The sequence below is a fragment of the Priestia sp. FSL W8-0524 genome, from assembly GCF_038005965.1.
GTDB lineage: Bacteria > Bacillota > Bacilli > Bacillales > Bacillaceae_H > Priestia > Priestia zanthoxyli.
On the sequence record NZ_JBBOUG010000001.1, the window covers coordinates 3,761,943 to 3,776,758 of the forward strand.

Consider the following 14,816-nt stretch of genomic DNA (forward strand, 5'->3'; position numbering starts at 1 on the left):
AGTATGGATGGCTTGTTACATCGCTGTTGAATTCCGTGCAAGGCTTCGCTTTCCGCGGGGGGGCTGGTGAGCCTCCTCGTCGCGTGCGCTCCTGCGGGGTCTCACCTATTCCGCTTTTCCCGCAGGAGTCTCTCCAATCAACTGCTAGAAGCAACTAAATAGATGAAATCTACGTTTACCCTACCAATAAAAAAATCCGCACAATTCATCGTGCGGTTCCCTCCCCCTAACATACTTTTGGTCCAAATTCTATTCTGGTTGATTAAAGTATAGATCAGGAGGGTCTATTATTTATAACATTAGGACCTATTTAAAAAGCAGAACGCCTACAACAATGAGAATAATCCAAATTGGAATGCTTATCAATATCCCTATCACTAAACCTTTAAAGAAATTTCCTTCTTTCATTTTCATTACATTCCTCTCCAACAGTATTTTCTAACGATACTATGATTGGCTGAAAACTCTCTGAAGTTATACTGAAATACAGTGCAGAGTGAACACATAAACAATCTCACTATCTGTTATACACTACTTTTACTTATAGATTCAATGAGACAAAAAGCTCATCCTTTTTGATTCATGTAAACAAATTCTTTCTTGTATGTAACAAAACAATAAAAAAGCTCCCTGTAAATTATACGACAGGCAGCTTTTTTATAAACAAGCTATATTATTCAATTTACGTATGCAGAATGTTATTTATTCATTGTGAAAAACAAAAAAGTCGGAGAGAACGTACAAACGATCTCTCCGACTTTTAAAAATTAATATTGGCTCATGTATTGGTCACGTTCCCAAGGATGAACTTGTGTACGGAACATATCCCACTCGATTTCTTTCGCTTCAACGAAGTGCTCTGCTAAGTGTTCACCTAATGCAGAAACCATAACTTCATTTGATTGGAAGCTATCTAAAGCTTGAGCTAATGTTGCAGGTAAATCTACGATACCTTCTTCAACACGCTCTTCTTTTGTCATTACATAGATATTACGATCGATAGGTTTTGGAGCTTCAAGATTGTTCTTGATTCCATCTAAACCAGCTTTTAATAGAACAGCCATTGCTAAATATGGGTTAGCAGCCGGGTCTACGCTACGTACTTCAACACGAGTTCCTACGCCGCGAGAAGCTGGGATACGGATTAATGGGCTACGGTTGCGAGCAGACCATGCAACATAACAAGGAGCCTCATATCCAGGTACTAGACGCTTATAAGAGTTTACAGTAGGATTTGTTACTGCTGTAAAGCTGTGTGCGTGCTTGATGATACCTGCGATAAATTGACGAGCAGTATCACTTAGCTCTAGATTACCGTTCTCATCATAAAATGCGTTTTGGCCATCTTTGAATAATGAAACGTTACAGTGCATACCTGAACCGTTCACACCAAATAATGGTTTTGGCATAAATGTAGCATGTAAGCCATGTTTACGTGCAATTGTTTTTACAACAAGTTTGAACGTTTGGATATCATCACAAGCTTTTAATGCAGCAGCATATTTGAAGTCGATCTCGTGTTGTCCAGGAGCTACCTCATGGTGAGATGCTTCAATTTCAAAGCCCATTTCTTCAAGCTCTAATACGATGTCACGACGGCAGTTTTCACCAAGGTCAGTTGGCGCTAAGTCGAAGTAGCCACCTTTATCATTTAATTCTAATGTAGGTTCGCCTTTTTCGTCTAATTTGAATAAGAAGAACTCTGGCTCAGGTCCAAGGTTAAAATCAGTAAATCCTAACTCTTCCATCTCTTTTAACACACGTTTTAAGTTATTACGTGGATCGCCATCAAACGGAGTTCTATCTGCATTGTAGATGTCACAAATAAAACGTGCTACTTTACCTTTTTCAGATGTCCAAGGAAAAATAACAAATGTATCAATATCCGGGAATAGGTACATATCTGATTCTTCAATACGTACAAACCCTTCAATAGAAGAACCGTCAAACATCATTTTGTTGTCTAACGCTTTTTCTAATTGACTTACTGGAATTTCAACGTTTTTAATTGTTCCTAAAATGTCAGTGAACTGAAGACGAATATATTTTACATTCTCTTCTTGAACTTTGCGGAAAATATCTTCTTTTGTGTACTTTGCCATCGTGTGATCCTCCCCTAAATCTCTATATAATATTTATAATCTATACCCCTCATATACGAACGGCATAAATATTGATAACTTTATTAATGAAAGAACCTGGACATATCTCCTTGATTTAAAGTTGCTCGATTAAAACGGCCTGCTTGCATAAGTTCTGCACGAAGCATTTTTCGCAACTCATCGTCCGTTAATTCTGGCTTTGCTGTTTCTGCCACAACTTTTTCTTCTTGCTTATGCCCTTTTTGCTCCTTTTGAAGATGAAACAGCTGTTTTACACCTGCTAAGTTTACACCTTGTTCGATTAGATCGCGGATTTCAAGCAGCTTATCAACATCGTTAAATGAGAATAGTCGTCGATTTCCTTCTGTTCTTACCGGTGCAACTAATTCATGTTCTTCATAGTAGCGAATTTGGCGAGCAGACAACTCAGTTAACTGCATCACAATTCCAATCGGGAAAAGTGGCGTATTTCTTCGAATGTTGTCACTCATTTCAGTTCCTCCTTTGGATTAACTATTTACATTGTATGCTATGTTAGTTCACCTGTCAACCGAATGTTAGTAATTCTAACATAAATTTTTCTGAACATTTTTTCTATACAAATAAATAGCACTTCGTTTATTTTTATAGCTTATTTTTTTCCTTGTTAACGGGGAGAAATAATCTTTCTATCTTATAAAAGTTCTTTTGTCAGTAATTGATCTACCGCCATGCATATTGCTACTTTTACATGAGCATACGTTAATCCGCCCTGCACGTAAGCGACATAAGGCGGCCTGATAGGACCATCTGCCGTAAGCTCGAGGCTCGCTCCTTGTATAAACGTTCCTGCTGCCATAATCACATCATCTTCATACCCTGGCATATAAGCAGGATACGCCGTTACGTGTGAATTAATTGGCGAAGCGAATTGAATTGCCTGACAAAAAGCCACCATTTTATCGCGGTCATCAAACTGAACGGATTGAATTAAATCTGTTCGTTCACTGTCCCACTTCGGTTCACTTTGCATACCAAGCTCTTCAAACATAGCGGATGAGAAAACCGCTCCTTTTAAGGCTTGACCTACTACGTGCGGCGCCAAGAAGAACCCTTGATACATTTCTTGCAAGCTATACAGCGTCGCTCCAGCTTCTGCACCGATTCCAGGAGTTGTCATTCGGTATGAACAAGCTTCCACTAGGTCTTTTCGTCCTGCAATATAGCCACCGATTTTAGCGAGACCTCCACCAGGGTTCTTAATAAGCGACCCCGCCATCAAATCTGCTCCTACATGCGTTGGCTCGATTGTTTCTACAAATTCACCGTAGCAGTTGTCAACAAATACAACAACGTCAGGCTTAATGCTCTTTACAAACGAAATCATTTCTTTTATTTGAGCGACTGTAAAAGAAGGACGAATGCCGTACCCTTTTGAACGCTGAATGCCTATCATCTTTGTATGCTCATGAATAGACGCTTTCACTTCTTCAAAATCCACTTGACCTTCCTCAGTTAAATCTACTGATTTATAGCTAATGTTATATTCTTTTAAAGAACCTACACCGCTTCCTCGTATGCCAACGATTTCTTCAAGCGTGTCATAAGGCTTTCCAGTTATATATAATAGTTCATCTCCAGGACGCAGTACACCAAACAGCGAAATGCCGATTGCATGCGTGCCTGAAATAATTTGCGGACGCACTAGACATGCTTCTGTTCCAAAAACGTCCGCATATACTTTCTCCAACGTATCGCGGCCTAGATCGTCGTAGCCATACCCCGTTGTCGGATTAAAATGTGAATCACTCACTCGGTTTTGCTGAAAGCTTTGCAGCACTCGAAATTGATTTGCTTCAATACGCTCGTCAATTTTCTCATGTACGGGCTTAATCTGCTTTTCTACTTTTGCAGCAAGTTCCCGAATGCGTGCCCCGTTTTTTAACTGATCAAACATCATTTCTTTGTTCCTCAACTTTCTTCAAGCGTTTGTAGCTTTTTGTAAAGGGGATGCTCTTTTGCGATATACCCTTTGCACTGATACTTCTCAGTTTCTTCATTGAATTTTAACGACTCAAGAATAGAGACCGTTTTGAGTTCAGCGAGCATTTTCCCTTCATAAGCCGGCAGCAGCACATGAAAAAATGCCATTTCTTTTTTCATTTCTTCTTGAATTCTTTCCCCAAGCTTCACTAAATCAGCAGCTTTAAAAGCGCTCATTGATAAAGATGTCGAAGCGGATGGGACAAATAGTTCATGCTGCATATCTTCTTTATTGTAAACTGTCAGCATCGGAATGTCCGTTACGTTCAGCTCTTCTAGTAAGCGATGCACTGTTTTTTCGTGGTTATTGTAATCTGGATTAGATGAATCTACCACGTGCAGAACAAGGTCAGCTTCGGTTACTTCTTCAAGTGTTGAACGGAACGCGGCTACTAACGTTGTTGGAAGATCTTGAATAAATCCAACCGTATCCGTTAACAGAGCCGTTAGTCCTGACGGAAGCGTATACTGTCTTGTCGTCGGATCAAGAGTTGCAAACAGCTGATTTTCTTCAAAAATACCCGCCTCTGTTAAGCGGTTAAAGATCGTCGATTTACCAGCGTTCGTATAGCCCACAATTGCAATTTGATAGACATGATTACGCTTACGTCTTTCTCGATAACGTTCGCGGTGACTTACCACTGTCTTTAACTGACGCTTAATTTCATCAATTTTACGGCGAATATGTCTGCGGTCACTTTCAAGTTTCGTTTCACCAGGACCTCTTGTTCCAATTCCGCCTCCAAGACGTGACAAAGCGGTACCTTGTCCTACTAACCTAGGCAGCAGATAATTTAATTGAGCAAGTTCCACCTGCATTTTTCCTTCTCGCGTTTGAGCACGCTGTGCGAAGATATCCAAAATCAGCTGCGTGCGGTCAATAACACGCGCAGATAACCCTGCTGACAAATTGCGGATTTGACTCGGTGACAATTCATCATTAAATACAATTAAATCAGGCTCTAACTCTTCTTCAAGAGCCACAAGTTCTTCTACTTTCCCTTTTCCAATATAAGTAGCTGGATGAATGCGATCGCGCTTTTGCGTTAACCTTACCAGCACTTCGCCTTTTGCAGTCTCAGTTAAAGATGCTAGCTCATCCATTGAATATTCAAAACGTTCGTCATCGTCATGAAGCTGACATCCGACTAAAATTACGCGTTCAAGTTCAGTATTCATTTCTGCTGTCAAAGATTTTTCCTTCCCTTACTATTAAATTGACAAATCATTCATATCATATCAAAAAAATGTCCATTTCTCCATCTTTGCAAAAGAGACAGAATACATTGTCTTTTACTAGTTTAACACCCTTTTTAAAATCTATAAAACGATGATTAAAAAAACATTGAAATATCACGAAATTCTGTATACAATTTGAATTGGTTTACTTATCGAAATTTGAATCAGGCTGCCTGATTTTAAAATAATAGTCGCTACTTGGTGAAAACAGAATAAAGGGGATAGCATCATGACTTGGGACGTACTTAGCATTATTGGAACGATTGCTTTTGCAATCAGCGGAGCTTTCATTGCCATGGAAGAGGAATATGATATTTTAGGCGTTTACATACTCGGAATCGTAACGGCTTTTGGCGGAGGAGCCATTCGAAACCTGCTTATCGGTGTACCGGTGTCTGCCCTTTGGGAACAAGGACTCTTTTTTCAAATTGCTTTATTATCTATCACTGCCACTTTTTTATTTCCAAACAATATCTTAAAACATTGGAAGCGATGGGGAAATTTTTCGGACGCCATTGGCCTTGCAGCATTCGCGATTCAAGGAGCGCTTTATGCCACTCATATGAACCATCCGCTTAGCGCGGTTATTGTAGCTGCGGTCTTAACAGGAAGCGGCGGGGGGATTATCCGAGATTTATTAGCACGCCGAAAGCCTACTGTTCTTAAAGATGAAATTTATGCCGTATGGGCGATTATCGCAGGATTTAGCGTAGGGCTCCATATTACAAACACGCCTGTAGAACTTTATACGTTATTTATCTTGCTTGTAGGCCTTCGGATGTGTTCATACATTTACAAATGGCGCCTGCCGATTAAAACGATTCGACAACCAAATATGTAGAAAAAAGCCTTTCATGACGAAAGGCTTTTTTTCACAGCTGAATATCGCTTGACGTTAAAGTTAAAAGCTCGTTGCGTTCAAAGCTTTCTTCTTCTAAAAGCCTCATGGATTGAGTACGTATGGAACGTTCAATAATGTTTCGCACATATCGACCGTTACTAAAATCCCTAGGCGTCTGATTGTACTTCACGTCCATAAAATGATCTTTTAGCTTTTTATAGGCCTCTGTACTAAACTGATACTGCCTGTCATTCATCATGTGACCCGCAATGTCCATCAGTTCATTAACATCATAATCCGGAAAATCAAAAATAAACGGAAACCTAGAGCGCAGTCCTGGATTAAGACTTAAGAAATTTTCCATTTCTCTTGGATAACCAGCTAAAATCAATACAAACTTATCATTTGAATCTTCCATATGTTTGACCAATGTATCAATCGCTTCTTTTCCAAAATCTTTTTCTCCCCCTCTTGCAAGAGAATAAGCCTCATCGATAAATAAAATACCTCCAAGCGCTTTTTTTACAAGATCTCTCGTTTTCTGAGCGGTATGACCAATGTATTCTCCAACTAAATCTGCACGCTCTGCTTCAATTAAATGTCCTTTAGACAAGATGTTCATATTCAAAAATAATTTACCCAGCAGGCGGGCTACCGTCGTTTTCCCTGTTCCTGGATTTCCTTTAAACATCATATGCAGCGCCTGCTTTCCCGCTTTTAAGCCCTGTTCCTCTCTTTTTTTGTTAATATATAGCCACGCATATATTTCTTTTATCATTTTTTTCAATTCTTCCATTCCAACCAGTCCGCTCATTTCTCGTTCAATTTCCCGAAGCGGCTCATGATTTATCACAGCTTTTTTGGCAGGACGCGGAATTGATGTCGTATACGATTTTTCCTTTTTTGTTTCATTATTTAAAATGATATTAATTTGCCCATTATTTTTAAGAGTTATCGGCTGTTCCACCATGTTCACCTCTCGTTTCATCCCACTTCTCTGTATCGCATAGCTGCATGCGATGAACGATACGAAGACAATGATCTCTTATTACCGAAGAAATAATCGTCTATTATAAGGTTTATGTTCAATGAGTAAAAACAATGTTAAGAAACTTTTCTAAGCCTTTATTTACATAAAAAAAGCATCCGAATATGCGGATGCTTCTCTTTAATCTCTATTCAAGTTCTACTGTAATATTTTTATTTGGTACAAATGTCGAAATCGCATGTTTATAAATCAGCTGCTGTTTTCCTTCAGATTCAATTAGCACAGTAAAATTATCAAATCCTTTAATTAGTCCTCTTAATTGAAAACCATTTAAAAGAAATACCGTCACATAGATATTTTCTTTACGTAATTGATTTAAAAATTGATCTTGAATATTAACTGATTGTTTCATTATTCGGCCTCCTCGTTTCTCTATCTGTTTACTTAATTCGCTTCTTTCTTCAGCTTTCCTGCAATATATGTAAAAATTTCAGCAAACTTTTCGGGAAATTTGTCAACTTCCATCTCTATCCATTTTACAGGCATTTTATTTCGAAACCATGTTAACTGACGCTTTGCATATCTGCGTGAATTTTGTTTCAACTGTTCAACGGCTTCTTCGAGCGTACAGCGTCCCTCAAAATAAGCATAAAGCTCTTTGTAGCCGATAGCTTGAATTGATTGTACATCATGCAGACCACTTTCGTACAATGATTTGACTTCCTCAAGCAGTCCAGCCTGCATCATCATATCGACTCGGTGATTAATTCTCTCATATAATACGTCTCGATCCATTGTAAGTCCAATAATGGTTACATCGTATAATAACTCTTGCGACTGTTCTTTTGTATAGTCACTGAATTTTTTGCCGGTTACTTCATAAACTTCAAGGGCTCGAATTACACGGCGATGGTTATTTTTATGAATAGCAGCCGCACTGTCTGGGTCAATTTCTTTGAGCTTCTCATACAGGGGATCAATGCCATGAGCTTTAATAAATACTTCCATTCGTTCACGAACTTTTTCATCACTAGGCGTTTCTGTGAACTGATAATCATAAATAACGGATTGAATATAAAGACCCGTCCCTCCAACAATCAGCGGCATTTTTCCTCTAGCACGAATATCATCGATTTGTTTTCTTACAATCTCTTGAAATTCTGCCACAGAAAACGATTCATCCGGCTCCTTAATATCGATCAGGTAATGGGGAACACCCTGCATCTCTTCTTCTGACACCTTTGCTGTTCCGATATCCATCCCTTTATAAATTTGCATCGAATCACCTGAAATAATTTCTCCGTCTAACTGTTTGGCAAGTTCAATGCTTAATTTTGTTTTACCAACCGCAGTTGGTCCAATAATGACAATAAGTTTTGGTTTCTCTCCCGTCATAACAACACTACTTTCATCTATAGGCATTCACATCATTCCATTTTATCCAAATGGTCATGATTTATTCAACAAAACGGCTAGCTGCAGCTAGCCGCATTGCTTACATCACTCGCTTAAACATTTTTTCCATTTCATACGTCGAATGATGAATAATAATTGGTCGTCCGTGCGGACACGTAAATGGATCCGTTGTTTTTCTTAACGTTTCAAGTAAAGCAAAAATCTCATCGTTTCGCAAATGATGATTCGCTTTAATCGATCCTTTACAGCTCATCATAATAGCCGCTTCTTCTCGTAACTTTTCGATATTGACTCGTTTCATCGTAAAGATTTGCTGAATCATCTCTTCAATGGTTTCCTGTTCCTCTCCTTTTGGAAACCACTGCGGATGTGAACGAACGATATAGGAGTTTTGTCCAAACGGTTCTAAAAAGACTCCTACTTCAGCAAGCATGTCTTTGTATTCTTCTAAAATCAAGGCTTCATTTCCCGAGAACTCTAGCGTGAGCGGCATAAGCAGTTCTTGAACTTCTGAATCTACTTCTCCAAGCTTTCGCTTAAAATATTCGTACTTGATTCTCTCCTGCGCCGCGTGCTGATCAATAATAAATAATCCTTTTTCATTTTGCGCCAAAATATACGTTCCGTGCATTTGGCCAATTGGGTACATCGCAGGAACACGCGGTTCCGGCTGCTCTTTGGCTGAACGGTTTGGTTCTGGAATAGGTGCGTTTTCTTCCACCGATTCTTCATAGTGTTCTATTTCTCGAAACGTTGGTTCAAGTTCTTCATCTTGACGTATGACCTCTGTTTTAACAGGCGGCATGATCTCGTCTACACGAGCGGGAGTCTCCTTAAAGCTAGGCTCGCGAACCGTATCAGACGGCTGATAGCCAGACGGTTTAGACTGATGATCAAATGTAAAGGTCTGCTGCTCAGTTGGCTGCACAGCTGATTTTGACTTGGTTGGTACTACAGCATCCGGAATTAACTGCTGCTTTTTAAAAGCAGCTTTTACTCCTTGTTCAATAAGCTCAAACAGCTCCGCTTCTTTACTTAAACGCACTTCTAGTTTCGCTGGATGAACATTCACGTCCACTAACAAAGGGTCCATTGTAATGGTTAAAAACACGATTGGAAAACGGCCGATAGGTAAAAGGGTATGATAGCCCTGCTGTACCGCTTTTAACAACCCGTAGTTTTTAACAAAACGACCGTTAATAATGGTGGACATATAGTTGCGAGAAGCTCGTGTAATTTCAGGAAGAGCAACGTAACCATTCACTTCATAATCAAGAGACTGAACGTTAATCGGAATCATTTTTTTGGCCACTGCCATTCCATAAATAGCTGCAAGCACTTGGCGCACATCTCCGCTTCCGTTCGTATACAGAAGCTGTCTTCCTTGATGCATCAGCCGAATTGAAACTTCAGGATGAGACATCGCAAGGCGATTGACGACATCCGTTACGTTACCAAGCTCCGTGTTTACCGTCTTCATATATTTTAAACGTGCAGGTGTGTTAAAAAATAGGTTTTCAATAACAAGTTCGGTACCTTTTCGGCTTGACGTTAATTCGTGATGAACGATTTCTCCGCCTCTAAGTTTAAGGTGAGTGCCGGCTTCTTCTCCCGTACTCGTTTTGAGTTCAAGCATTGAAACCGAAGCAATACTTGGCAAAGCTTCACCGCGAAATCCTAACGTTCGAATTCGAAATAAATCTTGTTCTGTTTTGATTTTACTTGTCGCATGTCTTTTAAAAGCGGTCAAGCAGTCTTCAGAAGCAATGCCGTCTCCATTATCCAATATACGAATTTTTGAAAGCCCAGCTTCTTCTAGTTCAATTTCAATAACTGTACTGTTTGCATCAATAGCATTTTCGACTAGTTCTTTCACCACCGAAGCAGGTCGTTCAACAACCTCTCCGGCAGCAATTTTATTTGAAAGTTCGTCTGAAAGCTGCACAATTTTACCCACAGACTCACTCCTCTCAATCTATTTCTTTTTTAATGATTTTTGCAGTTCATACATCGCATTCATTGCGTCTAAAGGCGTCATTTCTAAAATATCGAGCTCTTTTAAACGATCGATAATTGCTTTTTCACGTTTTGAAAGCGCAGGCTTTTCTTTTTTCTCTTCTATTTCAAAGAACGAAAGCTGATTGGCTTCATCTGCTTTTTTACGATCTGCACGTTCTTCTTGAACCAAAGAAGCACCTTCTTGTGGAACTTGTTGTGTTATCTCTTCTCTTTTTGGAGCCTGACGTACAGGTTCACGCTCAGAAAATTGTTCTAAATCGTGTAAGATGACGCGAGCTCTCTCCAGAAGCGGATCTGGAAGTTCTGCTAGTTCCGCTACGTGAATACCATAGCTTTTATCTGCGGCACCATCTTTGATTTTGTGTAAAAAGACGACTTTCCCATTTTTTTCAACCGCGCTTACATGAACATTTTTAAGCGCAGGAAGCGACTCATCGAGTACGGTTAATTCATGATAATGAGTAGAAAATAGTGTCTTACAGCCAATATGTTCATGAACGTATTCAATAATTGCTTGAGCAAGAGCCATTCCGTCATACGTAGACGTGCCCCGTCCAATTTCATCTAACAGGATCAGACTCGACTGAGTGGCATTTGTCACTGCATTCTTCGTTTCTAGCATCTCGACCATAAACGTACTTTGGCCTGAAATTAAGTCATCAGCTGCTCCGATACGTGTAAACACTTGATCAAAAATCGGCAGAACCGCTTCGTCAGCTGGCACAAAACAGCCAATTTGAGCTAATATCGCCGTTAAAGCGACCTGACGCATGTACGTACTTTTACCAGACATATTTGGTCCTGTAATCAGTAAAATTGAACTATCATCCGTCATTTGACAGTCGTTTGGCACATATTCCTGCGAATTCATTACTTTTTCTACTACTGGATGGCGTCCATTTTGAATCGAAATGTCTTCACTTGAAAAAATAGGCTTCGTGTAATGACGTTCTTCACTGATTTTTGCAAAGCACTGCAGTACGTCGAGCTCACTTACTTTTTTAGCAAGTTCTTGCAGCCTTGGAATATATGCTTTTACTTCTTCACGAATTTGTAAAAACAATTCATATTCCAGCTCTACAATTTTCTCTTCCGCTTCTAAAATTAGCGCTTCTTTTTCTTTCAGCTCAGGCGTAATAAAACGTTCTGCATTGGTTAACGTCTGTTTTCGTTCATACATTCCTTCAGGCAAAAGATGCAGATTTGCCCGCGTTACTTCTATATAATAGCCGAACACACGATTATAACCAATTTTCAGTGAGCGAATCCCTGTTTTCTCACGCTCTTGCTGTTCAAGTGACGCAATCCACGTTTTTCCGTTTCGGCTTGCATCTCGATATTGATCAAGCTGTTCATGATAGCCGTCATTAATAATGTCTCCTTCTTTAATTGACAACGGAGGGTGCTCTTTTAATCCTCTTTCAAGAAGATTAGCTAATCGCTCACAAGGATCAATGTCTTCGACAAGCTTTGTGGCATAAGGATGATTCAAACGATTCACAACCTCTTGAATATGAGGCACATTTTGCAATGATTTTTTTAATTGAATTAAATCACGAGCATTTACATTCCCAAAAGCTACTCGACCAGCTAAGCGTTCTAAATCATATACGTCTTTTAGCAACTCACGCAGTTCTTCTCGTTCAAAAAACTGTTTCATTAAGACATCTACCATATTCAAACGATTATCAATATCCGCTTGTTTTAAAAGCGGACGGTCAATCCAATTTTTTAATAAACGGCCGCCCATTGCCGTAACGGTCTGGTCTAATAGCCATAGAAGCGAGCCTTTCTTTCCTTTTGAACGAATCGTTTCGGTTAACTCTAGGTTTCGCTTAGAGAACAAATCAATTTTCATATATTCATTGATTTGATAAAACTGCACGGGCTGTAAGTGCTCAAGCGAACGCTTCTGCGTGCGAGTTAAATACTGAAGAATACGCGCAAACGTTGTAATAAGCTTTTGCTGCTGAAGCGACTCTACTAAATAATCTAGTCCTTCTACTTGATCTGTACTATTCTCATAAGAAATGGTAATCGTCATGCGCTCTTTTAGTGTTTGTAATAAGTCAGCAGGAAACTCAGAGCTTACAACGACTTCTTTTGCTTCTTTTGCATAAATTTCTGAGACGATATCGTGAAACGAACTAACAAGCGTTACGCTGTTTTCTCCTGTAGACAAATCAGAAAGAGCAAGACCAAACGTTTGATCCTCGAACGCAGTAACAGAACAAATATAGTTATTTTCCTTTTCATGCAGTCCGCGTTCGTTCATCAGTGTTCCGGGTGAAATCACCTGCACCACTTCTCGCTTTACAACACCTTTTGCATGCTTAGGGTCTTCTACCTGCTCACAAATAGCTACTTTAAATCCCTTTTCAATTAAACGCTCGATATACGTAGGAGCAGAGTGATACGGAACCCCGCACATCGGAATTCGCTCTTGTCCTCCTCCGTCTCGACTTGTTAATGTTATTTCAAGTTCTTGAGAAGCTGTCGTAGCATCTTCAAAGAACATTTCATAAAAATCACCTAATCTAAAAAATAAAAAGGCATCTTGATACTCTGCCTTAATTCTCAAATATTGCTGTATCATTGGCGTATACGCTGCCATACTATTCCTCCATACCACATCTAGTTGTGCGTTTTTGCTACACGTATTATAACATAAGTCTTTCTTAAACTTAATTTATTCAAATAGAACAATCTTCAATTTCTTTTCATCAAACAAATAAAAAAGCTTCGGACGAAGGAAGAAGCTTGTCCGAAGCTTTTCATTATTTACTGCTGTTCAAATGACTATGCTTACGTCCGTATAAGAAGTAAACCACTAGCCCTAGTACAAGCCAAATTACGAAACTAATCCATGTTAACTTTGGAAGCTGAAGTGCTAAGTATAAACAGAACACAAAAGCTAAAATTGGAACCACCGGCACGAACGGTACGCGGAAACCAGTCGATTCTGAAGTTTGTTTTGATTTACGTAAATATAAAATTCCAATTGATACAGTCATGAAAGCAAAAAGAGTACCGATATTTGTTAACTCTGCTAATCTTCCTAATGGTACTAAACCAGAGAAGATAGATACTAGTAAACATGTAATCCACGTATTTACTACTGGCGTTTGTTTTTTCTCACTGATTTTTGAAAAAGGCTTCGGCAATAGACCATCTCGACTGATCGCATAAAATAAACGAGTTTGTCCATACATCATAACGAGTAATACCGTTGTAATACCAACAATTGCACCTAATGAAATAAATCCTGCTACCCAGTCTTGATTAATGTAGCTTAAAGCAAATGCTACAGGGTTTTTAACATTTAATTCAGTATAAGGGACGATTCCTGTTAAGATAAGCGATACGACGATATAAAGGACTGTACAAATCGCAAGAGATGCGATGATTCCAATTGGCATATCTCGCTGAGGCTTACGTACTTCCTCGGCCGCTGTTGCTACAGCATCAAATCCAATGTAGGCGAAGAATACAGTTGCTGCTCCTGTCGCTACTCCCGAGAAACCAAACGGCATAAACGGCGTCCAGTTTTCTGGCTTAACATAGCTAACTCCTACCCCGATAAACAGAAGTACAACAGCCAGTTTAATAATAACCATGATAGCATTAAAACGTGAAGATTTTTTTACTCCTTGTGTTAAAAGCAAGGTAATTAAGAAAACAATCATAATTGCTGGAATATCAATGTACGTGCCGTTTGCAGGATTGTATGCACTTGTTAAAGCTTTTGGAAAATGTATGCCAAACCCTGCTAACAATCCTTGGAAATACCCCGACCATCCGCTCGCTACAGCAGAAGAAGCAAGACCGTATTCCAAGATAAGATCCCACCCTAAAATCCAAGCGATTAATTCACCAAATGTTGCATAACTGTAAGTGTATGCACTTCCTGAAACGGGAACTGTTGAGGCAAACTCCGCATAACAAAGAGCTGCAAACACACACGCAAGTCCTGACATAATGAAAGATATAACTAAAGCTGGACCGGCATGTTCAGCGGCGGCTACGCCCGTTAATACAAAAATTCCGGTTCCGATAATGGCTCCAATTCCTAACATCGTTAAATCGAAAGCGCCTAAATCCTTTTTTAATTTAACACCTTTAGAGTTGGTTTCACTAATTAACGTTTGAATTGATTTTTTACGAAATAAGCTCATAGTAAACCCCCAAA

At 39.4% G+C, this 14,816-nt stretch carries 11 protein-coding genes; 1 reads left to right on the top strand and 10 read right to left on the bottom strand.

The window, feature by feature from the left end:
• Nucleotides 1-767: 767 nt before the first annotated feature.
• The 4 genes from glnA to hflX form a co-directional block, all read right to left on the bottom strand.
• Nucleotides 768-2,102 carry a type I glutamate--ammonia ligase gene (gene glnA, locus NST66_RS19740; protein ID WP_013084732.1) on the bottom strand — a complete coding sequence of 445 codons (1,335 nt, stop codon included), beginning with the start codon at nt 2,100-2,102 and terminating at the stop codon, nt 768-770.
• An 83-nt stretch (nt 2,103-2,185) separates the two neighbouring features.
• Nucleotides 2,186-2,593 carry a MerR family transcriptional regulator gene (locus NST66_RS19745; protein ID WP_014458504.1) on the bottom strand — a complete coding sequence of 136 codons (408 nt, stop codon included), beginning with the start codon at nt 2,591-2,593 and terminating at the stop codon, nt 2,186-2,188.
• 182 nt (nt 2,594-2,775) lie between these two features.
• A complete protein-coding gene (locus NST66_RS19750) occupies nt 2,776-4,038 on the bottom strand; it encodes a methionine gamma-lyase family protein (protein WP_033579808.1) in 1,263 nt (420 codons plus the stop codon).
• A gap of 14 nt (nt 4,039-4,052) precedes the next feature.
• Nucleotides 4,053-5,315: a GTPase HflX gene (gene hflX, locus NST66_RS19755; RefSeq protein WP_081085247.1), complete on the bottom strand. Its 1,263-nt coding sequence runs from the start codon at nt 5,313-5,315 to the stop codon at nt 4,053-4,055.
• Nucleotides 5,316-5,592: 277 nt separating this feature from the next.
• Between hflX and NST66_RS19760 the strand changes: the two genes are divergently transcribed.
• Nucleotides 5,593-6,204, top strand: a complete 612-nt coding sequence (locus NST66_RS19760; protein ID WP_013058789.1) for a trimeric intracellular cation channel family protein — start codon at nt 5,593-5,595, stop codon at nt 6,202-6,204.
• A 31-nt stretch (nt 6,205-6,235) separates the two neighbouring features.
• Here the strand turns inward: NST66_RS19760 and spoVK are convergent, their stop codons facing one another.
• From spoVK to NST66_RS19790, 6 genes are all read right to left on the bottom strand, one after another.
• Nucleotides 6,236-7,192, bottom strand: a complete 957-nt coding sequence (gene spoVK, locus NST66_RS19765) for a stage V sporulation protein K (RefSeq protein WP_016765353.1) — start codon at nt 7,190-7,192, stop codon at nt 6,236-6,238.
• Nucleotides 7,193-7,379: 187 nt separating this feature from the next.
• Entirely contained in the window at nt 7,380-7,604 is a 225-nt protein-coding gene (gene hfq, locus NST66_RS19770; RefSeq protein ID WP_013058791.1) for an RNA chaperone Hfq, read from the bottom strand.
• 32 nt (nt 7,605-7,636) lie between these two features.
• Nucleotides 7,637-8,587, bottom strand: a complete 951-nt coding sequence (miaA, locus tag NST66_RS19775; protein ID WP_033579840.1) for a tRNA (adenosine(37)-N6)-dimethylallyltransferase MiaA — start codon at nt 8,585-8,587, stop codon at nt 7,637-7,639.
• Nucleotides 8,588-8,687: 100 nt separating this feature from the next.
• Nucleotides 8,688-10,565 (bottom strand): DNA mismatch repair endonuclease MutL, encoded by a 1,878-nt coding sequence (mutL, locus tag NST66_RS19780; RefSeq protein ID WP_033579807.1) that lies wholly within the window; start codon nt 10,563-10,565, stop codon nt 8,688-8,690.
• A gap of 18 nt (nt 10,566-10,583) precedes the next feature.
• The gene (mutS, locus tag NST66_RS19785) at nt 10,584-13,241 is read right to left on the bottom strand and encodes a DNA mismatch repair protein MutS (RefSeq protein ID WP_028411377.1); all 2,658 of its coding nucleotides are present in this window, start codon (nt 13,239-13,241) and stop codon (nt 10,584-10,586) included.
• 163 nt (nt 13,242-13,404) lie between these two features.
• Complete coding sequence (locus NST66_RS19790; RefSeq protein ID WP_033579805.1) at nt 13,405-14,802, bottom strand: amino acid permease; 1,398 nt, start codon at nt 14,800-14,802, stop codon at nt 13,405-13,407.
• Between the last annotated feature and the right edge of the window lie 14 nt (nt 14,803-14,816).

What these genes read in the sequence shown, in the direction of transcription:
- NST66_RS19760 (WP_013058789.1), top strand. Translation starts at nt 5,593, where the DNA reads ATGACTTGGGACGTACTTAGCATTATTGGAACGATTGCTTTTGCAATC.
- spoVK (WP_016765353.1), bottom strand. Translation starts at nt 7,192, where the DNA reads ATGAAACGAGAGGTGAACATGGTGGAACAGCCGATAACTCTTAAAAAT.
- NST66_RS19750 (WP_033579808.1), bottom strand. Translation starts at nt 4,038, where the DNA reads ATGTTTGATCAGTTAAAAAACGGGGCACGCATTCGGGAACTTGCTGCA.
- NST66_RS19790 (WP_033579805.1), bottom strand. Translation starts at nt 14,802, where the DNA reads ATGAGCTTATTTCGTAAAAAATCAATTCAAACGTTAATTAGTGAAACC.
- NST66_RS19745 (WP_014458504.1), bottom strand. Translation starts at nt 2,593, where the DNA reads ATGAGTGACAACATTCGAAGAAATACGCCACTTTTCCCGATTGGAATT.
- miaA (WP_033579840.1), bottom strand. Translation starts at nt 8,587, where the DNA reads ATGACGGGAGAGAAACCAAAACTTATTGTCATTATTGGACCAACTGCG.
- mutS (WP_028411377.1), bottom strand. Translation starts at nt 13,241, where the DNA reads ATGGCAGCGTATACGCCAATGATACAGCAATATTTGAGAATTAAGGCA.
- glnA (WP_013084732.1), bottom strand. Translation starts at nt 2,102, where the DNA reads ATGGCAAAGTACACAAAAGAAGATATTTTCCGCAAAGTTCAAGAAGAG.
- hfq (WP_013058791.1), bottom strand. Translation starts at nt 7,604, where the DNA reads ATGAAACAATCAGTTAATATTCAAGATCAATTTTTAAATCAATTACGT.